The organism is Rhodococcus sp. NBC_00294, from assembly GCF_036163995.1.
Taxonomy (GTDB): Bacteria; Actinomycetota; Actinomycetes; order Mycobacteriales; family Mycobacteriaceae; genus Rhodococcoides.
In genome coordinates this window covers 319,924-345,598 of sequence record NZ_CP108043.1, presented here as the reverse complement: position 1 = coordinate 345,598, position 25,675 = coordinate 319,924, and the positions used below count along the sequence as shown (strand labels likewise).

Genomic DNA, 25,675 nt, shown 5'->3' with positions numbered 1-25,675 from the left:
TCCTCTCGGGAGTACGAGCCGATCGGGCTCGGTATACGGGTGGAGTGGAGGGTCTGCGTCACTTGGTGACCCGGAAGGTGCGGCGGCCGGTCTGCGTCCGAGGGCGGACGGGCCGCGAGGTGGTGGGCTCCGCGGGACGGGTCGTCTTCGTGACCGTCGTGTCCTGCGCGGCCTTGTCCGCCTTGTCGGACGCGGCCGGCGTGGTCGTGTCGGCCTTGGTGATCGAGACCGGCTCGGGCGTCGCGCTGGTGTCGGCGTCGTCCGTCTCGGACTCGTCGGTGTCGACGTCCTCGACGTCCGCGGTGATGGTGTCGTTCACCTCGGACTCGGTCGAGCCCTTCTCCGCGACACCATCTTCTGCGTCGTCCTGCGGAACCTCGATCGGCTCCGCCGTCACCGCGTGGAAGCGGTCGGTCTCGGCGTCCGCCGGCGACTGGACCACGTCGTAACGCTCCTCCTGGCGGGGCTCGGGACGGGCGGCGCGCTCGGCACGAGGTGCCGGCTGGACGGTGTCCCAGCGATCCTGGTGATCGTCCCGGTAGCCGTCGGTGCGGTAGCCGTCATTGCGGTGGTCGTCGTTCCGGTGGTCGCGGTCGCGGTAGTCGTCGTTCCGATACTCGGACTCGTGGACCGGCGACGGCGCGCGGTAGGACTGCGGTGCGGTCGGACGCGCAGCGGTGGTGGTCCGGGTGGTGGTCGGCACGTCGCGCACCTCGGCCACGGGAGCAGCCTTCGGCGACGTCGCGGGCACGACGTCGTCCTTCGCGGCGGAGGACTTCAGCAGCGACAGCGGCCAGCGGCGAGCCGAGACGTGCGGCACCAGAACGGTTCCGGCCACGGCGACCCCGATGCTGTCGAGCTCGGTCAGCAGTGCGCGGAGCTGCGCGGCGGTGGTGGTGCCGTTCTCGACGGCCACGACGACGTGGTCGACGTGCACGGCGATGGCGAGCGCATCGGTCGCGTCCGCCACCGAGGTCGCGTCGATCACCACGTAGTCACGATCGGCCTTCAGGCTCTGCACGATGGTGCCGAAGCGCGGGGAGGCCAGGAACAGGGTGGTCCGATCGTCACCCACGCCCATGGGCAGGATGCTCAGACCCTCGACCTGGCTCGGCCGCGTGAGATCGGTGGCCGACCGCTTGGGCGAGCGTGCGAGATCGGCGAGCCCGCCGGCGTTCTGCATGCGAGACGACACTCCGGTGCCGTCGGTGCAGGCGTCGACCACGAGAGTCGGGCGGCCCAGTCCGCTGAGCGCACGCGCCAGGGCGAGGACGGTGTCCGACCCGCCGGCGGGGGAGACGCCGACGACCGCGATGGAGTGCGGGGTCGTCCGGCCGACCGAGGCGTCGAGGCGCAGTGCGGCGCGCCGTGCGTCCGCGGTGCGCGTGGCCGCCTTGACGTCACCGAGGAACGTGGTGGGAGCGACCGCGGCGACCTGGCCGGTGGTGCGGATGCGCTTGTCGAGCCGGTCACGCAGGTACGCCGCAGCGCAGCCGAGCAGCATGCCGGCGACGGCGCCCATGAGCAGGGTGCGCATCGGTGCGGGCCCGCCCACGGCGGCCGGGGTGGTCGCCGGGTCGACGACCGTCACCTTCGCCGCGGGAGCCGCGCCGATCTCCGTGGTCTCGATCTCGTTGACCAGATCACGGAACTCGGTGACCACCGCGTCGTTGATCGCCCGCGCACCGTCCGGCGTCGTGTCCGACACCGAGATGCCGATGAGCACGGTGGCCGGCGCGAAGGACGTGGTGACCGTCGACGCGAGAGCCGCCGGCGTGGTGTCGAGCTGCAGATCGGAGATGACACCCGACATGACGCGCTCACTGGTCACCAGGTTCACGTAGGACGTGACACGCTGCTGCGCCGCCATGTTGCCCTGGTAGGCGTCCGACACCGAGGTGCCGGTCGCCATCGAGACGTAGAGACGGCTCGAGGAGGTGTAGGAGTAGCTCAGCGTCGACGTGTACGCCGCCGCTGCCACCGTTCCCAACACGACGAAGGCCAGGATGGTCATCCACCGGCGTCGTGCGATGTTCACGTAATCGATCAAACCCATGATGCAGATCCTTTGCTCGAAGAGCGGTCGAGTGTGGAGATGTCGTCGGGAACGTGCGTGGTCGGAGGGGGTGTCTCCGCGCACTGTCGGGAGTACTCGCCGACGAGAAGCGTCACGATCCACACGAGAATTGCCAATTGGAGTGATTTGCCGATGGACTCGGTCGTCCCGAGGATCCCGCGCTCGAACAGCACGGGATACTCGATGAGCGTCAGCCCGAGCACCACGAAGAGGAAGTTCCTCGCGAGGAGCCATCGAACGGCGACCAGCACCATGACGAAGGTGAAGGTCATGGTGACGGCCACGCCGGCGTACCCGCCGAACACGAAGCCCTCACTGATGTTTCCCTCGGCCAGGGAGACGGACACGTTGCGCATGTCCACCGACGACCCACGGACCTGGTTGGCCCACGCGGTGCCGGACTGGAACTTCTCCGATCCGAGGAGCTGGGACGGGATGAAGTTGAGGAGCGCGTTCTTCACCACGTCGCCGTGCGAGATCCATTCCCGGCCCTGCATGTAGTACGCGTCCGTCGCGGCCTCTAGGAGGTCGAAGCGGCGCAGGATCGGCAGGAACGGTTGCACGACAGGGGGATAGCTGGCCTCGGCGGCCGCCGAGATCGCACGGGCCTCGGGGTCCACCTTCAGCGACTGCAGGATGCCGAACGCGCCGATGGCGCCCGCCGAGATACCGAGCACGCCGAGGATGGTCCCGCGCGTCCACCCGATGAGGGCGAAGCGCACGGCGACGGCGAGAGCCGCACCGAGCACGGGGGTCTTGGACTCCACGATCACGGTCCACACGAGCTCCATGCCCATCAGGCCGAGCAGCAGGACCGCGGTCTGCCACAGCTTCTCCGGTCGCGCGAAGACGATGAGGCCGAGGGCGCCCACCGTCGCCATCGTGGCGGCGAAGTCGAGGAGCGGGTTGGAACTGCTGACCTCACCGGCGGATCCGGTGTTGCCCGTCGCGAAGGACACGAAGCGTCCGCCGAGACCCAGCACGTAGATGGTGCCGAGGCTGCGGAAGAAGTACGGATCCGCGACGGCCGCGCCGATGGTGGTCCGCTCCTGCGGTCCCCGGCGCCACCGACGGAACAGCACGTATCCGACGACGAGAGCCACGTAGAACCACAGACCGAACACGACGGGCTTCAGCACCTCGGCGATGCCGATGTCGTAGCCGATGTTCGCCAGTCGCGGGTCCGCCAGGCTGTCCGCGAACTGCGGCTGCGGGAGCGTCCACAGCAGGACGAGGGGACGCGCCACGTAACTCAGCGACCAGTAGGCGGACTGCGCCAGCAGGAACACCTTGGCGACACCCGGCACGAACATCGCGGACACGACGAGGGCGACGATGGCCGCAGTGGTGAGCGCGACGGCGGTGTAGGCGGTCACGACGCGGCCCCCGTCGGGCGGCGCAGGGCGACGATGTCACAACGCATCGGTCATCTCCCGTGCTCGGTCCACGTACGCGTGGTGATCACCGACGATCCGCAGCCGGCCGCGCTCCGCCATCTCTCTGGCTGCATCAGGTTCGGTGCGGCACCACGCCAGGATGTCATCGAGTTCGTCCGAACTGGAGAAAAGACGGCAATCCCGTCCGTCCTCCAGCAGCGCCATGTGCTCGTCCGTGCGCTCACCGACGAACAGACCGCCGGCCGCGGGCACCTCGAACGTGCGGCACGTGTGGGTGTCGCGGTTGTCCGAGTTCAGCAGGACGAGGTTGGCCAGCACGGCCGACACCGCCACCGAGAACCCCTCGCCGTACACGGCGCCGCCGATGTGAGCCGACGTCGTCCGCAGCGCGGACACGCGTCGCCATCCCGGACCCTGGACCGTCATCGCGGAGCCGTGCGTGCGGGCGAGCTCCACCATCGAGTCGCGGCGGTCCGGTCGGCAGGCACCGATGAAGCCGACGAGGTACTCGGCCGGATCACGACGGGCGGTCGGACGGTGCCAGGCCGGGTCGTACGCGCTGTGGACGAAGAGCGTCGACTTCGCGCCGCGCGACTCCAGCTCGGGCACGTTGTGCCGCTTGGTGGTGACGACGAGGTCCCAGTCGGCCTCGCGGCGCAGGTACTCCGGCGTGGTGTTGTACGGGTTGGACACGTCGTCCGGGCTGTAGTGCACGTGCAGACCCGCCGGCAGAGCCAGCAGTCGGTCCTGGTCGAGATGCACGGTGCGGAACGCGAACAGCATGTCGGGGCGGAACTGCGCTGCCGCCGCCTCGATGCGGCGGTGCAGCGCCTCGAGCACCCAGGGGGCGCGGCCGCGGCCGAGCTTGCTGTACACCCACGGCGGGGACAGCCGGGTCGGCAGCGCGACCGGAGTGGTGTCGACGACGAGCACGGTGTGGCCGGCCTCGCGGAACCCGTCGGCCATGGACCGGGCGTTGCTGCCGATCCAGTCGTCTCCGAGGAACAGGATCTTCATCGACTTGCCTCCCGGAAGCGGCGAACGGCGAGGGGAACGGTGGGGGCATCGGAGGCGACCACGGCCATCGGCACGGTGGGTGCCTCCGATTCCGCGTGCAGCGCATCGTCGTTGCGGCGATGCAGCATGCGCACCCGGAACAGGTACCAGGCCGCGACTGCGACCTCGCAGGTGAGCGTGCCGTAGACCAGCGCCCACACCGACTCGGTGGACAGCGCGGTGGCCAGCGCTCCCGCGGCGAAGACGGTGCCGACGACGGCGCCGATCAGCACTCCCTTGGTGTCCTGGCGGACCGGCAGGATCGCGGTGGTGACGAACGAGGTGATGGCGGTGAAGGGCAGGATGAACACCTGCACGCGCATGATGTCCACCGCGGACGAGAACTGATCGCCGAACACCAGCGAGATCAGCAGCGGCGCGCTCACCCACAGCCCGACGGTGGCCACGACGGCCACACCCACGCACGCGGTCAGTCCGCGCAGTGCGTTCTGCCAGAAGTGGTCCTCCCGGCCGCGGGCCAGCCGCGGCAGCAGGCCGTAGCCGATGGCGTCGAGCAGCGACTGGAACGCGCGGATCAGCCGGTCGCTCGCGGAGAAGATGCCGAGCGACGCCGCGGACAGCGCCACGGAGTAGAAGGTCGCGGCGCCCTGGCCGTAGCTGGTGATGAGCAACCGCGAGGTCAGGACGGGCACGCCCATGCGGACCATCGCGGTGACGTCCTTCGGCTTGCTCGGCGGGCCGAACTCGCGGATGGTGAGCCGCCAGGTCAGGGCCACGGACACCACCGACGACGCCAGCAGGCACAGCATCGCGACCGCGGCGCTGGGGAACATCGGCAGCAGCGTCACCAGCAGCACGAGGTACAGGATGCGGCCGATGCCCTGGTAGACCACGCCGATGCCGAAGCGGGCCTGGGCCACGAGCACCCAGTCATCACCGAACGACGCGAAGCCGCCGGCGAAGAGGCCGAGCAGGATCATGTGCAGGTGGACGTGCGCACCGACCAGGAGACTCGCTAGCAGCCCGGTGCCCATCACGGCGAGCACCGTGGCGCGCAGCGCGAGGTAGTTGCCACGCAGCTGGTTGAGGTTCTCGTCGTTCGCCATCGCCGCGAGGAACGTGGTGATGCCGAAGTCGACCAGCAGTGAGCCGATGAAGTACGCCGACATCGCGATCGCGAGCAGACCCAGCCCCTCGGTGCCGAGGATGCGGGCCGTGAGCGGCAGCGTGACGATCGTGACCAGGTACTGGCCGTACTTGCCGAAGCTGACGAAGGCGATGTCGCGTACCGCCGACAACTTGTGCAGCGATCCACGGCGGTGCTTCGGGGGCTCGGTGGTGGGGCCGCCGCGCGACCCGCCACGAGTGAGTTCACCGACCATGACGCACGCTCACGGTGTCGAGGACGTCCTCGAGGAAGCTCTCGACGGTGCGGGCCGATTCCTCGATGTCGAAGTGCGCGGCACGGGCCGGCGCGGCGGCGGACAGGCGCGTCCGCAGGTCACGGTCGGCGACGACGCGATCGAGCATGGCGGTGAGGCCCGCGCGGTCGCCGGAGTCGACGAGCATGCCGTTGACACCGTGCTCGACGATCTCTGCGGGTCCGCCGGGCCGCGACGCGACCACGGCGCAGCCGGCGAGCATGCCCTCGACCACGACCTGACCGAACGGTTCCGCCGTCAGGGTGCAGTGGACCAGCACGTCGGACATCCGCATGTAGTCCCGCGGATCGTCGACGTGGCCGGTGAAGGTGACGGGCAGGTCGAGCTCGGCGGCCATGGCCTCGAGCTCTGCGCGGTACGGCTCCTCGCCGAAGAAGGTGCCGCCGACGAGGAAGACGTGCGCCGGCCGGGTGGTCATCGCCGCGACCGCCTCGAGGAAGAGGACGTGTCCCTTCCACGGGGTGAGGCGGGCGACCAGACACAGCACCGTGTCCGCGGGAGCGGACTGCTCGGGGCGGGCACCCACCGGGCGGTCCGCCGACCCGTCGACGCCGGGGTAGGCGACCACGGCGGGCCGACGCCAGGTGGGCAGCGAGGCCAGTGTGGACGTGCTGTTGGCGATGAAGCCGCGGCACGCCGTCCAACCCAGAACGTGGAGGACGGCGGTGAACAGCGTGCCGAAGTACTCGCGGGAGATGCGGTCGTGGGAGTGCCACACCAGGGGCACGCCCGCTCGCCGAGCGGCGATGGTGCCCATGAGCAACGCCTTGGACGACTCGGCGACGACCACGTCGGCTCCCGACTCGCGAACGACGGCGCCCACGGCCCACCCCAGCCGGAGCAGGCCGGTGACTCCGCCGATCATGCGGCGGACGGACATGCCCTCGATGGTCACGGAGCGGCTGTCGAACGCGCCGTCCACGACGACGGTGTCGATGCCGTCGGCACGGAGCTTGTCCACCATCGGACCCGTCTCGGTGAAGACGACGGTGACCTCGGTCTTGTCCATGGCGCGCACCAGGCGGTGCAGCGCGATCTCGGCGCCGGACGGCGCCGCGGTGTGGGCGAGGAACAGTGCGCGGGTCATCGCTGGACCAACTCTCGGTACACGTCGACGTGCCGGCGAGCCGAGGACTCCCACGAGAACGACTCGGCATGGGCGCGGCACGCGGCGGCACTCGGCACGTCGCCGCTCAGCGCGGTGGACAGGCGGTGGGCGAGTGCGTCGACGTCGCCGGCGGGCACCACGAGGGAGGGATCGAGGCCCGCGACGGCGTCGGGCAGGCCGCCGCAGTCGGTCACGACGGGGGCGCGTCCGCTGGCGCAGGACTCGAGGGCGATGAGCCCGAAGCCTTCGAGGCTCAGGGTCGGGACCACGGAGACGGTGGCCTCGGCGTAGAGCGTTGCGAGGCGCTCGTCGCTGGTCCGGCCGGTGAAGACGATGGAGTCGCCGGCGGTGGACTCGGCGGCCTGGCTGCGCAGTGCCGCCTCCTCGGTGCCGGTCCCGACGACGACGAGCTGCGCGTCCGGGTGGTCCGCCGCGACCGCGGGCCAGGCCGCGACGAGCCGGTCGATGCCCATGCGGCGCTCGAGTCGGCGCACGCAGAGGACGGTGCGGCGAGCGTTGCTCGGTGCCGGGGTGACGGCGAAACGGTCCAGGTCGACGCCCGGCGGGATGATCGTGATCGCGGCCGGATCGACGGCGTAGTCCTCGGTGAGGATGCGGGCGGAGTGCCCCGACAGCACGATGAACCGGCGCACGTCGAGGAAGCGCAGACGCTCGACCCAGTACTTGGCGCGCACCACCAGATCGCTCTCGCCGGACATGGCGCTCTCGGCGGCCCAGGGTCCGTGGAAGTGCGCCACCGACGGGTGCGCGCCGCGCAGGCCGACGGTGGGGCGTCCGAAGAGGCTGAAGTGGCGGTCGATCACCGTGTTCCTCGGCAGACCGCGATCGGCGGAGAGGGCCGACCAGACGCGCGAGAGCGTGGAACCCGTCGAGGGCCCCCACGAGGACGTGCCGTGGTGGCCGTCGTCCAGATTGGAGTCGCCGAACGCGGACGCGGAGGCGCTGACACCGTCGAGGGCGGAGAGCGCGACGTAGAGATCGGTGAAGTAGCGGTTGAGGCCACCCGGCGAGTCGGCGAACCACTCGGCGCCGGTCATGTGTACCTGCACCGTGGCCGTGCGGTCACGAGTAGCGGGTGCGGGGATCATCGGGGTCGACAGCCTTTCGTCTCGGTCCGGTGCTCGTCGGTGCGTCCACGGCGCCGGGTTTGTGACTCCGAACCAAACTTCTGGATCGGAGCGTCCGGTGCGCCGCGTCTGCATCGGCGAAGCTCGGCCGTGCGCGTCGGCCCCGCTCGACACGCTGCTCGGTGAGGGATTTCTGCGATCGATGTGCCACTGACAGTCGCCCTGGGGCCCTACCTGGCAGTAAGGTGTGCCCGGTCGCATCCACGACCGGTATCGATCTCGCAGTTCCCTATTTCATCGTTTAACATACCGGAAGATTCTTTTGGGCGCCATACAGCAGGAGCTGTCCGGTTCCTGCGCTCGAAGCGGGTGCGACGTGAACAGGGCTGTGACAAGTGACAACGCAGGGGAATGACCACCCACAGAGAGGAAGCGCCGACGGATGTCCGACACCGAAGCTGTGACGTCGGTCCCTCGGGACGTGGTCGATTCGGGCGTTCTGTCCGGTCTCACCACGGTGTTGCTCTACGACCTGGGCCGTGGCGGCGCGACGGCGAGCCTCGTGGACGTCGACGAGATGGCGGTCCTGGGCTCCGTCGACTCCTCGGTGGCCGGCGGGGATGTCTTCGATCACATCGTGCTCGATCACATCGTCGACCGCGGCATTCTGGAGCGCCCCGCCGAGGGTGCGGACGACACGGACGTCATCGTCTTCTGCCGCCGCGTGAAGGAGTCGCTGTCCTCCGCGACCGTCGCGCGCACCCCCGGCGGCGGCACCACACTGATCACGCGTCAGGAGTTCGAGACCGCGGTTCGCCCTCTGCTCGACCTCTCGCTCGACACCGCGGCGTCGCTTCTCGGCGAGCGCGACCTCGACGCGGTGATCCTCGTCGGGGGCGGTTCGCCCATCCCGATCCTGTCGATCGCCGCCGCGGAACGCTTCGGCGTTCCGGTCCTCACCGCGCTGGACCCGCGCGCGACGCGTGTGTCGGTACCGGCGCCGGCGCCCGAGCCCTCGTCCACGGATCGGACCGTCGCCTTCGCGGCCGCCCCCGCCGAGCCGGAACGCGAGCCCGACGCGTCGGCGCCCGCGGACGTCGTCGACGTGGGCGGGGAACCGGTGCCCGATCCGAAGCGCAGCAGGGTCCCCGTCGCCCTCGTCCTCGCCTTCTCGTGCGCCGTCATGGCGGGCGCCGCGGCGTGGGCCTTCACCTCGATGCCCGAGCCGATGGACCCCGCCACGGTCAGCACCCCGTCCGTGGCACCCACCAGCGCGGTGGCGCCCGTCGGGTCGCGTGGAGTCCCGCCGCCCGTCACCACCACCGCCGACCCGTTCGCCGACGAGACCGACGGGGACTTCGGCGGTGGCGGGGACTTCGGTGGCGGGGACTTCGGTGGTGGCGGGGACTTCGGGGGGTTCTGATCACCTCTCTCGCGGCTACTGTCGTGCGTGATGTGAACGCGTGGGCCGACACCTCGTGTCGACGACCAATGGAGGAGCAGTGACGGTGAATCTCTCGGCGACGCCGGTGGGCGGGTCCCCGTTGCCCGCGGACCTCGATCTCGCGACGTACCGATCGCACTCCCTGCACTCGTCGGAGCGCACGTGGTCCGAGACCAACTGCTACGTCGACCTGTGGATCGAACTGCTGCACGCGATGGGCGCCGATCCGACACCCGCACTGGCGTTCGCCCTCAGCGCGGGGTTCGACGGCCGGCAGTGGGACTTCGTGAAGTTCCAGCCCGAGGATCTCCGCCTCCTCTACGGGGTGGACGTCTCCGAGATGAACATCTGGAAGCCGTTCGGAGAGCACCTGATCGAGAACATGCACGACGGTGTGCTGAGCACGGTCGAGATCGACGCCTTCTACCTCCCCGACACCGACGGCACCAGCTACGGCCGGGAGCACACCAAGACGACGATCGTGCCGACGGCCATCGATGCCGACGCGCGCCGGCTCGACTACTTCCACAACGCCGGTCTGTTCCGCCTCGAGGGCGACGACTTCGACGGCGCACTCGCTCGGTCGCTCGCTCCCGGAACGGTGGCGCTGCCGCCCTACGTCGAACGGGTCGTCGTCGACCGTGACGCTCTGGCCGCCGGTCCGGAGACCGACGATCACGACCTGCAGGTGGTGCGTGCTCACCTCGAGCGCGCCGATGCGGGCAACCCGGTGGAGCGCCTCGGCGAGCGGGTCGTCGAGGACGTCGCGCTGATCCAGCAGGCGGGCCCGGACTTCTTCCACCTGTGGTCGTTCGGCACCCTCCGTCAGTGCGGCTCCACCGCCGAACTCGCGGCCGACCTGGCCGAGTACCTCGAACGCCGCGGAGTCGAGGGTGCGGCTGCTGCCGCCGAGCCCTTCCGGGAGGTGGCGTCCGGCGCCAAATCCGTGCAGTTCCGGATGGCGCGAGCCGCTCGGGGACGCGACGTCGACGTGCGTGACTCGATGGCCGGCATGGCAGCGGCCTGGCAGCGCGGTATGGACGCAGTGCGTTCGGCGCTGTGACCGCGCCGCTCGATCTGCTGGCCGACGCACACTGGACGCTTCTGTCGACCGATGCCGGTGCCGTCGAGAGCCCCGATGGTCTCCCGGACACCGATACTGCTGTGCCCGCACGGGCTCCGGGTACCGTCGCCGGCGCGCTGGCCGCGGCGGGGCTGCCGATCGAGGACCTCGACGGGCGCGACTGGTGGTTCCGCACCGAGGTGTCGGTGCCGGACGGGACGGAGTCGATACGGCTGCATCTCGAGGGCATCGCCACCCTCACGGAGGTCTGGGTCGACGGGACGCTGACGACCACCAGCACGTCGATGTTCGTTCCCGTCACCGTCGAGGCCCTCGTCGCCGGCACCGTCTCGATCGCGCTGTGCTGCCGTTCGCTCGACGCGGCACTGGCGAAGCGCCGCCCGCGCGGCCGGTGGCGATCGTCCATGATCTCGTCGCAGGGCCTGCGGTGGGTCCGCACCTCGATGCTCGGCCGCGCCCCCGTGTTCACCGGCGCCCCGGCTCCTGTCGGACCCTGGCGCGCCGTGCGCTGTGTCGCCGTGGACGTCCCTGCCGTGACGGTGCGCGGGCTGGTGCGGGACGGACGCTGCGTCCTGCAGGTCGACGGCACGGCCACGACCGGCGCTGCTGTGCGGATCGAGCTGGGCGACAGTGTGTTCGAGCTCTCGGCCGATGCCGACGGACGAGTGACGGACGAGATCGACGCGGGTGAGCGGGCCCTGTGGTGGCCGCACACGCACGGTGATCCGACCCTCCACGACGTCACCGTGACCGTCGACGGTCACGTCGTGCACTTCCGAGTGGGGTTCCGCTCGAGCGCACTGCGCGACACGACGCTGCTCGTGAACGAGGTGCCCGTCTTCTGCCGCGGCGGATGCTGGGTCCCGCTCGACCCGATCACGCTGCAGAACGATCTCGACCACCTGCGGGACACCCTGACCTCGTACGTCGAGGCCGGGCTCAACATGGTGCGACTGACGGGCACGATGGTCTACGAGTCGGCCGAGTTCCACACGCTCTGTTCGGAACTGGGCATCATGGTGTGGCAGGACGTCATGCTGGCGACCATCGATCCACCGGACGATCCTGCCGTCGAGTCCGCCGTCGTCGACGAGGTCCGGGCGATGCTCGCGACCGCCGGCGGGCCCTCACTCGTGGTGGTGAGCGGCGGTAGCGAGACGTACCAGCAGCCGACGATGCTCGGGCTCGCCGCGGACGAGTCACGGATACCGCTGCTGGACAGCATCATCCCAGACGTGGTGCACGCTTTCTCCGGTGTCGCGTACGTCCCGTCCACCCCGTCGGGCGGCGACCTCGCCACCCACGTGGGCTCCGGCTTCGCGCACTACTTCGGCATCGGCGGCTACCTGCGACCTCTCTCGGACGTGCGGTACGCCCGGGTGGCATTCGCGACGGAGTGCCTGGCGTTCTCCGTGCCCCCGGAGCGGCGCGTCGTCGACTCCGTGTTCGGCTCGGCCCATCCGGCGGGCCACGATCCGCGCTGGAAGGCCACGGTTCCGCGTGATCGGGGAGCGTCGTGGGACTTCGAGGACGTGCGAGACCACTACGTGCGCACTCTCTTCGACGTGGAGCCGTCCGCGGTGCGCCGCGACGATCCGGAGCGCTACCTCGACCTGGGTCGCGCGGCCGTCTGTGAGGCGGTGACGCAGTCGTTCGGGTTCTGGAGGCAGGTGGACTCGGGTTGCGGGGGAGCGCTGGTGCTGACTCTCCGCGACCTCGAGCCGGGCGCGGGGTGGGGATTCACCGACAGCACCGGCATCGCCAAGGCGCCCTGGTACGCGGTGGCGCGGGCCAGCGCACCGATCACCGTCCTCGTGACGGACGAGGGGATGGACGGGCTTCGTCTCGACGTGATGAACGACGGCGCGGATCCCGTCGCCGGAACACTCACCGTGCGGGCGCATCAGCGCACGGGAGCCGTTGCTGCCGAGGGTGTTCGGCAGCTCGCTCTCGATGCCCACTCGTCGTGGACCGGTACCGCGGACGGTGTCGTCGGCAGGTTCACCGACATGACGCACGCTCACCGATTCGGGTCGCGCACCGTCGACGCGGTGAGTGTCGTGCTGGCCGCCCCGGAGGGCACCGTGCTCGCCGAGGCAGTGCATCTGGTGGAGAACGGGCTGCTCCCGCTGCAGAACTCGGTGGGTCTCACCGCGTCGGCGGCCCCGCAGGGCGACGGCCGGTGGACCCTCACCGTCGCGTGCACGGATGCCGCGCAGTACGTGTGCGTGGACGTGGACGGCTACCGGGCGTCCGACTCGTGGTTCCACCTCGCCCCCGGAACGAGCCGCGCCCTGACTCTGCTGCCACGCTCGGGTTCGACCACGCCGCGAGGGCATGTCCGAGCGGTGAACAGCACAGCCAGGGCGACGGTGACGGTTCTCGAGAGGTAGATCAGCTCAGGCGGAGCGACGCCGGCCACTGTGAGGTGTCGAGGCCGTGAGTACGCACCATCGCGAGGGCGATGCGCTCCATACCGAAACCGACACAGGCACTGTGGGCCTCGTTGCCGTCCGCGGTGCGGATGTCGAAGGTCTGGCCGAAGTGGTCACGGTGGCAGTTGCACGACACCACCGCGGTGCCCTCGTCGAGGTCGCCGTAGAGTCGCACGACCAGCTCGGTCTTGAGGTTCTCGTTGCGCTGGTTCGCGGCCAGCATGCGTCCCGCCCGACCGAAGAACGGGTCGTTGGCGATGACGGGCGAGGCGTCGAGCCCGAGGTCGGACAGCACCGTCATGCCGCGCTCGATCCACGACTCACGGTGCTCCACTGCCTGATCGGGCGTGCCGACCTGGACGAACTCGTGCATCCGGAACGCCTGCATGCGAGCAGGATCCACGGCGGGCTCGTGGCGGAAGCAGTACCCGTAGACGTCGAGCATGGTGCCGCCGTCGGGAAGCTGACCGGTGAGCATGGAGTAGGACGGGTGGCACGCGGCCGACACCAGCATGGTGCCGGCGGACTCGAGCCAGTGGTCCCAGTCCTTGCCCTCGGACCGTGCCGCGAGCAGCTCGGCATGGGCCTTGTTGTCACCGGAGAAGGTGGTGATGGCACCGGTGAGGTTGGGGAACGAGGCGATGTAGTCGGTCTTCTCGAACGCATCGCGCGGGAACACCGGCGGGAACCGGAAGCGGCGCAGCGCATCTCCGTGTGCGGCAGCGCCTGCGGCCTTCACCTTGGAGTCGATGAGATCGACGATGTCCTCGAACTCGCCCGAGCGGCCGTAGAGACCGTCGAGGGAACTGGGGACGAGGAGACCGGCGCCGACGAGCTGATCGCGGAAATCGGCACGAGCGAGATCGAGGTCGGAGACCACGTCGCGGTCGAGTGTGGAGGTCATGGTCAGATCCCCTTGTAGACGAGCGAGAGCTGCGCGTTGTGGTTGAGGATGCGCTCGTTGCTCACCATGATCGCGGAACCGTGCGAGTCGCGGAGGTGGCGGCTCATGCGCAGCTCACTGTCCTCGCGGTAGCCGGCGATGCCGCAGATGAGCAGCGCGCGGGCGACGATGTCGATGAGCAGATCGGACGCCGTGACCTTGACGTTGTTGATCTGCAGCGCGAAACCGATGGCGCTGAGCGCAGCCGGATCGTCGGCGATGGAGTCGAACTTCGCGGCGGCCGTGAACACGGTGTCGGACAGCTGCTGATGGACCACGAGCAGCTCGGCGAGGCGCGCGGCGGACGGCGGCGTGACACCGGGCGTCTTGCGGGCCAGCTTCTGCACGGACTTGCGAGCCTTGCGCACCGCGGCGTCGGCGATGCCCAACCAGGCGCCACCCCACAGGACGTGTGCCGAGGGCAGCATCGTCTGGGCCGAGATGTCGCTGTACGTGGCGGGAACGACCCACTCCGCCGAACCCGATGCGCGGAGCATGAAGCCGGGGCTGCACGTACCGCGGAAGCCCATGGTGTCCCACGTGCCGGTCTTCTGCAGCGTGACGTCCTCGCGCTGACACGCGACGAGCACCTGATCGCTGGGCGCTGCGTCGGGGGACCGACGGGCCGTGGCCAGGATGACGTCGGCGTACTCGCCGTACGAGATGACGGGGGCATTCTTGGTGAGCGTGTAGCGGTCGCCGTCGTACTCCACCGCGCACCCGCTGGTGCGGACGTCGCCACCGATGTTGATCTCGGTGGTGGCGGAGGCCACGAGGGGCTGCTCCACGACCATGTTCGCCAGGAACTCCCGGATGACCGGGGACTCCATGCCGTGGCGGGTCAGCGACAACACCTGCGTGTGGTGCATCGCGTAGATCATCGCGGTGGACGCGCACTCTCCACCGAGAGCGCGGCCCACGGTCGCGAGTTCGGTGAGTGTGAGTCCGGCGCCCCCCAGCGACGTCGGAACCGACGCGGAGAGCAGGCCCGCGGACTTGAGCGCCTGCACCGACTCCGTGGGGAAGCGAGCCTCACGGTCGACGAGCTCGGCGTTGCTGCGCACCACGGCGAGCACGTCCTCGAGCGGGATCTGCGCCAGGCCTGCGGGCGCGTCCGGATCGATGGGGGGAAGGGCGGAGGGAGCCTCGAGTGTGGTCATCTCAGATCACGCCAGCTCTGCGACGGCGTCGGCGATGGCCGAGACGCTCGCGAACGTGGCCTTCTGCAACAGGCGATCCGGGAACTCGACATCGAACTCGTCCTCGAGGCCGATCATCACATTGACGCTCGCGTGCGACGTCAGACCTGCGTCGTACAGATCGGCGTCGTTGGCGACTGCGTCGATGGCGACCGGGAGCTTTCCGTACTTGTCGAGTACCCGGCGGATACGGTCGACGTCCTCTGCGGCCAGAGTGTTCATTGTGTGTCCTCACATAGTCGTCGTGCTCTGCGAAGTTGCGTCAAACAAACGCGCAGGTTCCCGAACCCACTGAAACAATACAGGAGAATGTTTTGTAGTGCCAGTGCATACCTCGTGGCCGAACTCTGTGAAGTTTCCCGATGCGCGGTCGAGCGTCAGCGCGCGGAGTGCCGACCGCTCACGGGGGCGCGTCCGCGGGGCGGCCGGGCGAGCATCACGGCGATCGCGGTGGTGAGCGGAACGGAGAGCGCGAGCGCCGTGCCGCCCACGCACGAGCGGACGATCTCGATGGCCACCGCGTCTCCGGTCAGGACGTTGCCGAACGAGCGGCCGGCGACACTGAAGAGCAGCAACAGCGGCAGCGCGCCACCCGCATAGGCAAGGACGAGCGTGTAGACGGTGCTGGCGATGTGGTCCCGCCCGACGCGCATCGCGGACGTGAAGATCGACCGCCGGGTGGCGTCGGGATCGAGTGCCGCGAGTTCGAAGGCTGCCGACGCCTGGGTGATCGTCACGTCGTTCAGCACGCCGAGCGATCCGATGATGAACCCGGCGAGCAGCAGCCCGGTGATGCTGACATGGTCGAGATAGGCCTGCACGTCGGTGTTCTGTTCCTCCGACAGACCGGTCACCCGGGTCAGCCTGATGGCCGCTTCGGACAGTCCCGCGGCGACACCCATCGACACCACGGTGCCGAGCAACGCCGAACTGGTCCGCAGATTGGGCCCGTGCGCCAGATACAGCACGCCGTAAAGGATGACGGTGCCGCCGACCAGGGCGACGAGGATGGCGGACCGGCCGTCGAGGATCGCGGGGAGCACGAAGCCCACCAGCACTCCGAGCGCGAGACCGAGTCCGAGCAGGGCGCGCAGCCCGCGCCACCGTGCGACCACGCAGATGACGACGGCGAAGACCGCGACCACCAGCAGCAGCGGCGTGGTGCGGGAGTAGTCGTCGAACCCGTAGATCGCGGTCCCGCTGTCGTCGGTGCCGCGGACGAGGCGGATCTCCTCGCCGACGCGCAGATCGGGGGTGCCCGGCCCCGGCGTCACCTCGAGCAGGGTGCGGGTGCCCTCGTTCACGCCGGTGTCGATCGAGACGATGCTCCGATTGCACTCGAAGCCCGAGACGGTGGGCGGAGTGGGGGCGCCGCTGAAGACGCGACCGTTGGACGAACTGCCGCACGGACCGATGTCCTGGGACACCACGGTGCCGTACTCGGTGGCCACGACGCCGCCGGCCGCGCTCTGGAACGGCGCGGGGACCTCGACGGTGCGATCGCTGGGCCACAGCAGCACCACGCCCACGATCGCGGCGATGCCGACGACGGCGAGGATGCCGAGCACCAGTCTCGCAGCGATCTTCCCGATGGGGGCGGGACCGGAGCTGTGTCCGTGGCCGTGTGTCACGACGCCAACACTAACGGTGGCGCGGACAAGGATTTGGGGGCGCGAGCGGCGCGGGACGAAAGCGGGTGGCGGGGAAGCAGGGGGGGTGTCCCCCGCCACCGACCGAGCGGCCCACCGGGGGGGTGGGGGGCCGTTCGGCGCTTTCGGAACCCCGAAGGGCTCATGTACGAACATACCCGCGAACGCACGGTTCGATCATCACGGGGTTGAAAAATGTGCCCGAGACGTTGTGTTGTGTCACACAGCGCGATGTATGGCACTGCGCGTCACACCAAGTGCAGGTCAGGGAGTGTGCCGGCGCTCCCGTAGGGGTTCCGGGTTCTCGTAGGTGTTGCAGCATCCGCGGGAACCTGGAACGCCCGCGGGAATACCGGCACGCCGTGCTGCGCGGGTTCCGTGAGGCGCACACCCCCTGCAGCCTGCGGGGAGGGGCGCGGGTAGCTGGAGGACGTGCAGCGCCCCTAGGCCTCCGGGAGTTCGACCGCCGCGATCTCCGCCCGCAACTGCTCCTTCAGGTCCGCGTCCGCGTACGACGCGTCCACCCCCGCGAGGGCGAGCGAACGAAGAGCCGACGCGTCCAGCCCCATGCCGTGTGCGGCGAGGTACTCGGTGGTGAGGTCGGTGCCGAACATCGACGGGTCGTCGCTGTTGAGCGTCACGGTCAGCCCCGCGTCGATCATGGCCGGCAGCGGGTGCACGTCGAGCGACTCGACGACGCGGGTCCGGATGTTGGAGGTGGGGGAGACGTCGAGCGGGATCCGGTGCTCGATCAGGTGTGCGACGAGCTCGGGGTCGCCGAGCGCGGCGATGCCGTGGCCGATGCGTTCGGCCCCCAGATCACGCAGCGCCGACCAGATGCTGTCCGGCCCGCCGGTCTCGCCCGCGTGGGGGAGCGAGTGCAGTCCCGCCGCGCTCGCTCGCGCGAACACGTCGGCGAACTCCGCCCGCGGCACCTCGATGCCCCCGATGCCGAATCCGACGATCGAGTCGACGCGATGCGCCAGCACGGCGTCCAGGGTGCGGTTTGCCGCATCGGTACCGAAGTCACCGGGGAAATCGGGGATCCAACGCGCGACGATGCCGGTCTCGGTCTCAGCACGCAGCCGGCCCTCCTCGACGCCCTCGAACACCGCCGCCGCATCCACCCCACGCATGAGGTGCCCGAAGAGACTGATGTGCATCTCGGTGTACCGCACGGCGTGCGTCGCCAGCGCGGTGAGGCTGTCGTACGCGAGCCGCGCGAAGTCCTCGGGATCGCGCAGCACGCCGATCGACGTCAGGTACACCTCGATGAAGTGCGGGAAGTCGCGGAACTCGAACCACTCCCGCAGCGCGTCCTCCGTGCGCGGGATGGCCTCGACCTGATGCTTGTCGGCCAGCGCCTTCAGCGTGCTCGGCCACATCGACCCCTCGAGGTGGACGTGCAGCTCCACCTTGGGCAGCGCCTCGACGAACGCCCTGACGGTCACTGCCGGTACGACGACAGGAAGTTGCCGAACCGTTCGATCGCCGTGCGCAGATCGCGGGCCCACGGCAGCGTGACGATGCGCAGGTGATCGTGGTCGGGCCAGTTGAAGCCGGTTCCCTGCACCACCAGGATCTTCTCCTGCAGCAGCAGGTCCTGCACCAGCTTCTCGTCGCTGTGGATCTCGTGCACCTCGGGATCGAGGCGCGGGAAGGCGTACAGCGCACCGCGCGGCTTGACGCAGCTCACGCCGGGAATGGCACTGAGTCCCTCCCACGCGACGTCACGCTGTTCGAGCAGTCGCCCGCCCGGCAGGATGAGGTCCCCGATGCTCTGGTGGCCACCGAGTGCGACCTGAATGGCATGCTGCGCAGGCACATTGGGGCACAGCCGGGTGGACGCCAGCAGATTGATGCCCTCCAGGAAGCCCGCGGCGTGGTCCTTGGGTCCGGTGATCGCGAGCCAGCCCGCGCGGTATCCGGCCACCCGGTAGGCCTTGGAGAGACCGTTGAAGGTGAGGCACAGCAGGTCCGGCGCCATCGTCGCCATGGACACGTGCTGGGCGCCGTCGTAGAGGATCTTGTCGTAGATCTCGTCGGCCAGCAGCAACAGGCTGTGCTTGCGTGCCAGCGCCGCGATCCCCCGCAGCACCTCTTCGGAGTACACCGCACCCGTCGGGTTGTTCGGGTTGATGACCAGGAGCGCTTTGGTGCGATCGGTGATCTTCGACTCGATGTCCGCGAGGTCGGGGTTCCAGTCGTTCTCCTCGTCGCAGCGGTAGTGCACCGCCTTGCCGCCGGACAGCGTCGTCATCGCCGTCCACAGCGGGTAGTCGGGCGCCGGGATGAGGACCTCGTCGCCGTCGTCGAGCAGCGCCTGCATCGTCATCGTGATCAGCTCGGACACGCCGTTGCCGAGGTAGATGTCGTCGACGTCGAGGAACGGGAAGCCGTCGACCAGCTCGTAGCGAGTGACGATGGCGCGGCGGGCCGACATGATGCCCTTGGACTCGGAGTACCCCTGCGCCGTGGGAAGCGCGGCGATCATGTCGCGCACGATGACGTCGGGTGCCTCGAAGCCGAACGGAGCCGGGTTGCCGATGTTGAGCTTCAGAATGCGGTGGCCCTCGGCCTCGAGACGGGCGGCGTGGGCGTGCACGGGTCCACGGATCTCGTAGAGGACGTTCTGCAGCTTGACGGACTGCTCGAGCGGGCGCAGCGTGCGCTGGCCGGCCTGGCGCGGCGTCGTGTCTGATGTGCTCACGTCCGCCATCGTCTCACTGTCGGCCCCGTCGAGTGGTCTGCCCCCGAGCAGTCCAGTGACTGTCCGGGGGCAGACGGTGAGTCGACGGGCGGTGTCAGCTGTCCTTCGACGCCTCCGCGACGTCCGCCAGGCGTTCGGCGTCGTCGCGCTTCTCGGCGGCGTCCTCGAGCTTCTCTGCCGCGTCCTCGATCTCCTCGGTGCGCGGAGCCTTGGCCTCGGCCTCGCGGCGTTCGACCTCCGACAGCTTCGCTTCACGCTCGGCCTCGGCCGCCGAGATCCGCTTGTCGGCGATGTCGTCGGCGCGCGACTTGCGGTCCTCGAGTCGTGCGGCGGCCTTCTTGCCCGCGGCCACCTTGTTCTCGATCTCCTGGTCGGCCGCGTCGGTCGCCTTCTCCTCGGCGGTCTCGCGAGCCTTCTTCGCCCGCGTCGTCGCCTCGTCGACCCTGTTCTGCGTCTCGCGCGTCGCCTGCGCACGCTTCTCGCGGGCCTGCGCCTCGAGACGGGTGGCCTTCTCGAGATCCGCGGCCGCGCTGCGCATCTTCTGGCCGCGCCTCGCGAGGTCCTCGTCACCCAGGACGGCACCCGCGGTGGCGTCGATGCCTCCGACGATCTGCTGATACGTCGCACGGACCGGACCCTCGGCGTCGAGCCGACTGATCACGGTGGACTCGAACGCCTGCAACGGAAGTCGTGCGATCGAGTACTGCAGACGCAGGATCCGGCGGGGCAGGGACAGGCTCACTTGGTCTCCTCGGTGTCGGTCGACGCGGCCTCGCGCTCGGCCCGGGCGGCGCGCTCGCGTGCCTGCGCCGCCTCCTGCTCCAGTGCGTCGGCCTCGTCGAGCTTCTCGTCGTATTCGCTTCGTGCAGCGGAGATCTCGTCGGCCGCACGGGCCTCCTCCTGCTGCCGCTCGCTGGTGGCCTCGGCGATGCGCCGCTCCGACTGTGCCTCGGCGGCGACGCGACCCTGCTCGGCGTCACGCATCGCGTCGGCCTCCGCCGTCGTGTGCGCACGGAGCCGGTCGTTCTGCGCCGCAGCCTCGGACGCGTCGGTACGGTCCTCGACGGATTGCCGTGCGACGTCCGCCTCGGCCTCCGTCTCCGCGATGTCCTGCTGCGCCTCCTCGATCTCGAGGGCGGCGGCGGTCTCGGTGGCCTCGGCCTCGCGGCGGCGTTCCACCTCCGCCTGCTCGAGCCGCCCGCGATCGGCGAGTTCGTCGTTGTTGGTCACGGCGCCGGCCACTTCCTTGGCACGGCCCTTGATCTTGTCGACGAAGTCGCTGCGCGCCTCGGAGGCTGCACCCTGGTTCTCGGTCACGAAAGGCTCCTTCTGATGATCGTCACTTGGGGTCTTCCTTGGCGAGTGCGCGAAATCCCTTGGCGCCGGCGCGGTCGACCCCGGCCTTGACCAGCCCGTACACGACACCGTGCAGCGCTGCGGCGACCAGGACCTCACGGTTGGTGCGTGAGAGGTCCTTCGGATCGGGCATCTCAGCGTCGTTCTTGCCGACGCGCTTGTAGATCTGGTTGAAGATCTGTCCGGCGACCAAGCCACCGACGATGCTCGTGGCCAGGGAGAGCGGCTTGTAGAACGCCTTCGACGTGCTGGTCATCGGCCGGCCAGGATGTCGAGGACGCTCTGTCGGCGCAGCGCCGTGCGCGCACGACGACGGCGGACCAGGGCCACGAGGACCACGGCGGCGAGCGCACCGGCGAGCGAGATGCCCGCGACCTGCGGGTTCTCCTTCACCTGCGCGACACCCTCCTGTGCCTTGGCGACGCCCTGCTGAGCTACCTCCTGCACCTTCTCCGTCGACTCGTGGGCCGCGGCGGAGACGCGAGCGGGCACGTCGACCTTGGCCGCGAGCGCCTCGACGGTCTCGGCCAGCTCCTCGCGCTGCTGCTCGACGGACGGCGGCTCGGCATCGGCCTCGGTACGCAGGGCGTGACGCGGTTCGGACGCGTCCTTCGGGTCGGTCATGAGTGAGCCTTTCGGGCGTTCTGGACGGTCTCGACGTCGCGCTGGACGCTGGCGACGGTGGCGGCAGGTGCAGGCGGAACGGCATTCTTCGCCTTGGTCGCGCCGACCTTGGCGAGGATGCCGCCGACGATCAGCAGGACGACGGCGACGATCAGTGCCGCGAGCCACGGGTCGAGGACCGTCGCCAGGCCGAGGACGGCGGTGGCGACGAGGGTCGCGAGGCCCAGGAACAACAGCAGGGCGCCGGCGCCGGAGACACCGATGCCGACCCCGAGCTTGGTGCCCTTCGACTTGACCTCGTCGAGTGCGCTGCTCACCTCGGTGCGCACCAGCGTGCTCACCTGCTGGGTCAGGCGCTCGACCAATTGCACGGTGGACAGATCGGCCGCGGCCGGTGCGTGGCCGCCCGTATCGCTCGTGTGCCGGGTTTCGTTCATGAGCCGGGTTGTACCCGCGACCCGACCGGGCGAAACGGGAGCCTCCAGAGGTCCGCGCCCAGATCGTGGACTGTTCACAACGTCGGGACGGCCTCGGGCGGTGTCCGAAATGACACAGTTGGACGTCGAGGATCGGATGTGGGGGACGTGGCTGTGAGAAGTGTCGTGGTGCCGGCTGTGGCCAGCCTGCTCGTGGGTGGGGTGTTGTCCGCCGGCGCGGTGGTGGGCCTGACGTGGTCCGCCGAGGAGACCGTCCGGCCGGAGCCGGTGGTCACCGCCGATCCGTCGGCCTCGGTGCTCGGCGACGTGCAGTACGGGAGCAGGTGATCGACGTGGCGCGACCGACCCTCCTGCGCGGCAGCGCGTGTGTCCTGCTCGCGATCGGCAGTGCGGCCGTGGTGGGGGCGATCATGCTGCCCACTTACGTCGAGCATCGACTCGCGGTGACGCCCCTGGACATCCGCACCACGACGGTCGCGGTCACCGATCCGGGAACCGGCGGCGACGTGCTCGACGCGACGTCCATCACGCGGCCCGGCCCGCTGTCCGTGGCCACCGGGGTCCCGCTGGTGGTGCAGCGCTTCATCACCACCGAGGATCCGAGCGACGCGGATCGCGTGACGTTCCAGTCCGGCGCGACCGTGCGCCGTGCGGACCGGGAGGGCGATGCCGGTCTGCTGACCGCGTCGGTCGACCGGGTCACCGTCGATCGACGCACGTCGCAGCCGGTCGATCCGGTGGCGTCGTTGCAGACCACCGTCGGCAAGCCGGCCATCCCGGTGCCGCGGACCGGATATCAGCAGCGCTTCCCGTTCGACACCCAGCCGATCACGTACTCGGTCTACGACGCGACGGCCTGGACGAGCTTCCCTGCCGAGTTCGTCGAGGAGATCTCGATGGACGGGCTCCCGATCTACCACTTCCGCACGCAGGTCACCGGTGCCGATCTCTCCGAGACGACGCAGTCGCCGATCAACTCCGTGACGCTGCCCGCGTCGAAGTGGGGGCTCGAGGGGCTCGGTGAGCAGTCGATCACCATGAAGCGGTACTACTCCACCGTCCGCGACATCTACGTCGAGCCGCGCAGCGGCAGTCTCGTCGGCGGTCGTGAGCAGCCCTACCAGTACTTCGCGCGCGACCCTGCCGTTCCGGAGGTCACCGTGTTCAAGGCGACCCTCGGGCTCGACGAGGACGGGCAGAAGGAGCAGCTCGACCGCGCCCACGAGTCGGCCACCAAGCTGATGTGGCTCACCGACCGCGGACCTGTGCTGCTGTGGTCCGTCGGGGGTGTCGGTCTGGTTCTGGGTGCGGCGCTACTCGTCGTCTCGGGTCGGCGTTCTCAGCGCTGACGGTGCGCTGCCCCGGACGGGGTGGCGGTGAGGAAGGTGGGGGTGGGCAGCCCGGCTGACGATGCCGCCTCGGTGACCGCGTCCGCGATCGCCTCGGTGCGCGTCCGGTCGACCAGGGCGATGGCCGAACCGCCGAACCCGCCGCCGGTCATCCGGGCGCCGAACGCGCCGGCGTCCAGCGATGCCCGGACGGCGGAGTCCAGTTCGGGCGAGCTCACCTCGTAGTCGTCACGCAGTGATCGGTGCGATGCGGTCAGCAGCGCCCCCAACGCCGCGAGATCGGGTGTGGCGTTCAGGAGTTCGGCCGCCTGCTCCACGCGGACGATCTCGCTGGTGACGTGCCGGACGCGTGCCGCCGACACCTGGTCGGTCATCGCGGACGCCGCCGCCTCCGGGTCGAGACCGCGCAGCGTCGACACGCCGAGGTCGGCGCACGCCTTCTCGATCGACGCGCGCCGCCGGCCGTACTGACCGTCGACCAGCCGATGCGGTGCGTTCGTGTCGATGACGAGGATCTCCGCGTCCGGGAGATCGAGCGGAATCTGCCGGGAGGAGAAGTCGAGACAGTCCAGCAGCAGCGCGTGGCCCGGTTCCGCGAGCATCGCGATCGACTGATCCATCCCGCCCGTCGATGCGCCGGCGATCTCGTTCTCGGCGCGGATGCACGCGTCGATCAGTGCCCGCCGGTCGGCGTCGAGATCGAACAGGTCCCGAAGCGCCACCGCCACAGCACATTCGAGAGCAGCCGAGCTGGACAGGCCGGAGCCCACGGGGACGGACGAGTGCACCGCGATGTCCGCGCCCATCGTGAGCCCCAGTGCCCACGAGACGCCGGCGACGTACGCGCCCCACCCGTCCGGGCTGCCGGGAGCGATGGCCGACAGTGCGATACCCCAGTGCATGTCGGAGCCTGTCGACGCCGCCCGCAGTACTGCGTCGTCGCGTCGGCGGGCCGCGACGGCGGTGACGTAAGGCAACGCGAAGGGAAGGACGAGCCCGCCCGCGTAGTCCACGTGCTCGCCGATCAGGTTCACTCGTCCCGGCGCGATCCAGACGCCGTCCGGCTCGCCGCCGAAGGTCGTGCGGAACCGTTCGACGGCACCGTCGGCGAGCTCGGCCTCGTCGACGACCGGCAGCCACGCGGTCACGCGAGCACCTCCCGGAACCTGTCCGCGATGGCCTCGGGTGTGGTGTCGTTGATCCACGCGCCCATGGCGGACTCGGATCCGGCCAGGAACTTCATCCGCCCCGGCGATCGCATCATCGAGAACAGCTGCAGGTGCAGACTCCCCAGGTCACGGTCCGCACCGACGGGCGCCTGATGCCACGCGGCGATGTAGGGCACCTCGTCGACGCCCTCGAAGAAGTCGTCGACGGCACGCAGCAGAGCGCGATACACACCGGCCAACGCGTCGCGTTCGGCCGTCGACAACGCAGCGAGATCGGGAACGGCGCGGCGCGGCGCGAGGTGCACCTCGACGGGCCAGCGGGCGGCCGCCGGCACGTAGGCCACCCAGTGCTCGGTGTCGACGACGATGCGGCGGCCGGACCGCAGCTCGGTGTCCAGTACGTCGGACAGCAGTGAGCGACCGGTGCGCTCCCGGTGCAGCCGGGACTGCCGGATCATCGCGTCGGTCCTCTGCGGCAGGTACGGGTAGGCGTAGATCTGCCCATGCGGGTGAGTGAGGGTCACCCCGATCTCCCGCCCCCGGTTCTCGAAGCAGACCACCTGGCGCACCCCCGGGAGGGCGGACAGCGCCTCGGTGCGGTCGGCCCACACGTCGACGATGGTGCGCACCCGGTGCAGGTCGAGCGAGGCGAAGGAGGCGTCGGGGTCGCTGGCGAAACACACCACCTCGCACCGGCCCGTGCCGGCAGCGAGCGGCCAGAGCTCCTCGCCGTCGACGTGCGACGGAAGGTGCTGCGCCGCTGCCGACTGCGCGAGGGAGGGGAAGCGATTCTCGAAGACCACGACGTCGTAGTCGGCAGCGGGGATCTCGGTGGGTGGGCGTCCCGGGCGGCTCGGCGCGAGCGGGGACGCGTCGGGCGGTGGGAGAAACGTGCGGTCCATCCGCTGCGCGGCGATGACCACCCAGTCGCCGGTGAGCACGTCGAGTCGCATCTGCGACAACGACTCCGACGCGGGGAGGGGGCGCGTGTCCACCAGGTCCCGCGTCTTCTCCCCGGACACCCAGGGCTCGGAGTCGTCGAAGTACAGCAACTCTCGACCGTCGGCGAGGGTGGTGCTGGTCTTGCGAACGACGTGCGTCGACGGTTCGTGCATGGTCATGCCTGTGTGTTCCTCGCTCTCGGCTC

Annotated in this window: 24 protein-coding genes; 5 read left to right on the top strand and 19 right to left on the bottom strand. The window is 69.7% G+C overall.

What is annotated here, in order from left to right; translation table 11 throughout:
• Positions 1-58: 58 nt before the first annotated feature.
• The 6 genes from OHB23_RS01545 to OHB23_RS01520 are packed head-to-tail and all read right to left on the bottom strand — an operon-like array spanning position 59 to position 8,099.
• Positions 59-2,056, bottom strand: a complete 1,998-nt coding sequence (locus OHB23_RS01545; protein ID WP_328810700.1) for a Wzz/FepE/Etk N-terminal domain-containing protein — start codon at positions 2,054-2,056, stop codon at positions 59-61.
• On the bottom strand, positions 2,047-3,453 hold the full coding sequence (locus tag OHB23_RS01540) for a hypothetical protein (RefSeq protein WP_051613634.1): 1,407 nt from the start codon (positions 3,451-3,453) through the stop codon (positions 2,047-2,049). Before OHB23_RS01540 ends, OHB23_RS01545 begins: the two co-directional genes overlap by 10 nt.
• A gap of 36 nt (positions 3,454-3,489) precedes the next feature.
• Positions 3,490-4,491, bottom strand: a complete 1,002-nt coding sequence (locus tag OHB23_RS01535; RefSeq protein ID WP_027506967.1) for a CgeB family protein — start codon at positions 4,489-4,491, stop codon at positions 3,490-3,492.
• A complete protein-coding gene (locus OHB23_RS01530; protein ID WP_328810699.1) occupies positions 4,488-5,873 on the bottom strand; it encodes a lipopolysaccharide biosynthesis protein in 1,386 nt (461 codons plus the stop codon). Before OHB23_RS01530 ends, OHB23_RS01535 begins: the two co-directional genes overlap by 4 nt.
• Positions 5,863-7,020, bottom strand: coding sequence for a glycosyltransferase family 4 protein (locus tag OHB23_RS01525; RefSeq protein WP_027506965.1), 1,158 nt, complete (start codon positions 7,018-7,020; stop codon positions 5,863-5,865). Before OHB23_RS01525 ends, OHB23_RS01530 begins: the two co-directional genes overlap by 11 nt.
• On the bottom strand, positions 7,017-8,099 hold the full coding sequence (locus OHB23_RS01520; protein WP_328810698.1) for a glycosyltransferase family 4 protein: 1,083 nt from the start codon (positions 8,097-8,099) through the stop codon (positions 7,017-7,019). The genes OHB23_RS01525 and OHB23_RS01520 overlap by 4 nt, the downstream gene beginning before the upstream one ends.
• Before the next feature lie 472 nt (positions 8,100-8,571).
• Between OHB23_RS01520 and OHB23_RS01515 the strand changes: the two genes are divergently transcribed.
• From OHB23_RS01515 to OHB23_RS01505, 3 genes are all read left to right on the top strand, one after another.
• Positions 8,572-9,552, top strand: a complete 981-nt coding sequence (locus OHB23_RS01515) for an Hsp70 family protein (RefSeq protein ID WP_222650764.1) — start codon at positions 8,572-8,574, stop codon at positions 9,550-9,552.
• 79 nt (positions 9,553-9,631) lie between these two features.
• On the top strand, positions 9,632-10,636 hold the full coding sequence (locus OHB23_RS01510) for a DUF1839 family protein (RefSeq protein WP_442973008.1): 1,005 nt from the start codon (positions 9,632-9,634) through the stop codon (positions 10,634-10,636).
• Positions 10,633-13,050, top strand: coding sequence for a glycosyl hydrolase 2 galactose-binding domain-containing protein (locus OHB23_RS01505; RefSeq protein ID WP_328810697.1), 2,418 nt, complete (start codon positions 10,633-10,635; stop codon positions 13,048-13,050). Before OHB23_RS01510 ends, OHB23_RS01505 begins: the two co-directional genes overlap by 4 nt.
• Position 13,051: 1 nt before the next feature.
• Here OHB23_RS01505 and OHB23_RS01500 read toward each other — a convergent pair whose 3' ends face one another.
• From OHB23_RS01500 to OHB23_RS01450, 11 genes are all read right to left on the bottom strand, one after another.
• Positions 13,052-13,996 carry an amino acid--[acyl-carrier-protein] ligase gene (locus OHB23_RS01500; RefSeq protein WP_328810696.1) on the bottom strand — a complete coding sequence of 315 codons (945 nt, stop codon included), beginning with the start codon at positions 13,994-13,996 and terminating at the stop codon, positions 13,052-13,054.
• 2 nt (positions 13,997-13,998) lie between these two features.
• Positions 13,999-15,195 (bottom strand): acyl-CoA dehydrogenase family protein, encoded by a 1,197-nt coding sequence (locus OHB23_RS01495; RefSeq protein WP_027506959.1) that lies wholly within the window; start codon positions 15,193-15,195, stop codon positions 13,999-14,001.
• Between the two features lie 6 nt (positions 15,196-15,201).
• A complete protein-coding gene (locus OHB23_RS01490) occupies positions 15,202-15,456 on the bottom strand; it encodes an acyl carrier protein (protein WP_027506958.1) in 255 nt (84 codons plus the stop codon).
• A gap of 155 nt (positions 15,457-15,611) precedes the next feature.
• Entirely contained in the window at positions 15,612-16,865 is a 1,254-nt protein-coding gene (locus tag OHB23_RS01485; protein ID WP_056443987.1) for a YibE/F family protein, read from the bottom strand.
• A 461-nt stretch (positions 16,866-17,326) separates the two neighbouring features.
• Positions 17,327-18,334, bottom strand: coding sequence for an adenosine deaminase (gene add, locus OHB23_RS01480; protein ID WP_328810695.1), 1,008 nt, complete (start codon positions 18,332-18,334; stop codon positions 17,327-17,329).
• Positions 18,331-19,602, bottom strand: a complete 1,272-nt coding sequence (locus tag OHB23_RS01475; RefSeq protein WP_328810694.1) for a pyridoxal phosphate-dependent aminotransferase — start codon at positions 19,600-19,602, stop codon at positions 18,331-18,333. The genes add and OHB23_RS01475 overlap by 4 nt, the downstream gene beginning before the upstream one ends.
• Positions 19,603-19,687: 85 nt before the next feature.
• Positions 19,688-20,335 carry a hypothetical protein gene (locus OHB23_RS01470; RefSeq protein ID WP_222633033.1) on the bottom strand — a complete coding sequence of 216 codons (648 nt, stop codon included), beginning with the start codon at positions 20,333-20,335 and terminating at the stop codon, positions 19,688-19,690.
• A complete protein-coding gene (locus OHB23_RS01465; protein WP_056443995.1) occupies positions 20,332-20,910 on the bottom strand; it encodes a hypothetical protein in 579 nt (192 codons plus the stop codon). Before OHB23_RS01465 ends, OHB23_RS01470 begins: the two co-directional genes overlap by 4 nt.
• A gap of 22 nt (positions 20,911-20,932) precedes the next feature.
• Complete coding sequence (locus tag OHB23_RS01460) at positions 20,933-21,205, bottom strand: DUF4235 domain-containing protein (RefSeq protein ID WP_328810693.1); 273 nt, start codon at positions 21,203-21,205, stop codon at positions 20,933-20,935.
• Positions 21,202-21,573 carry a DUF3618 domain-containing protein gene (locus OHB23_RS01455; RefSeq protein ID WP_051613631.1) on the bottom strand — a complete coding sequence of 124 codons (372 nt, stop codon included), beginning with the start codon at positions 21,571-21,573 and terminating at the stop codon, positions 21,202-21,204. Before OHB23_RS01455 ends, OHB23_RS01460 begins: the two co-directional genes overlap by 4 nt.
• Complete coding sequence (locus tag OHB23_RS01450) at positions 21,570-22,010, bottom strand: phage holin family protein (protein ID WP_222633031.1); 441 nt, start codon at positions 22,008-22,010, stop codon at positions 21,570-21,572. The genes OHB23_RS01455 and OHB23_RS01450 overlap by 4 nt, the downstream gene beginning before the upstream one ends.
• A gap of 147 nt (positions 22,011-22,157) precedes the next feature.
• On the opposite strand from OHB23_RS01450, the gene OHB23_RS01445 reads away from it, so the two are divergent.
• Complete coding sequence (locus OHB23_RS01445; RefSeq protein ID WP_235579024.1) at positions 22,158-22,337, top strand: DUF2613 domain-containing protein; 180 nt, start codon at positions 22,158-22,160, stop codon at positions 22,335-22,337.
• Positions 22,338-22,342: 5 nt separating this feature from the next.
• Positions 22,343-23,359, top strand: coding sequence for a DUF3068 domain-containing protein (locus OHB23_RS01440; RefSeq protein ID WP_328810692.1), 1,017 nt, complete (start codon positions 22,343-22,345; stop codon positions 23,357-23,359).
• Here the strand turns inward: OHB23_RS01440 and galK are convergent.
• Positions 23,350-24,507: a galactokinase gene (galK, locus tag OHB23_RS01435; protein WP_328810691.1), complete on the bottom strand. Its 1,158-nt coding sequence runs from the start codon at positions 24,505-24,507 to the stop codon at positions 23,350-23,352. The genes OHB23_RS01440 and galK overlap by 10 nt on opposite strands.
• A complete protein-coding gene (gene galT / locus OHB23_RS01430) occupies positions 24,504-25,649 on the bottom strand; it encodes a galactose-1-phosphate uridylyltransferase (RefSeq protein ID WP_328810690.1) in 1,146 nt (381 codons plus the stop codon). The genes galK and galT overlap by 4 nt, the downstream gene beginning before the upstream one ends.
• Positions 25,650-25,675 lie beyond the last annotated feature (26 nt).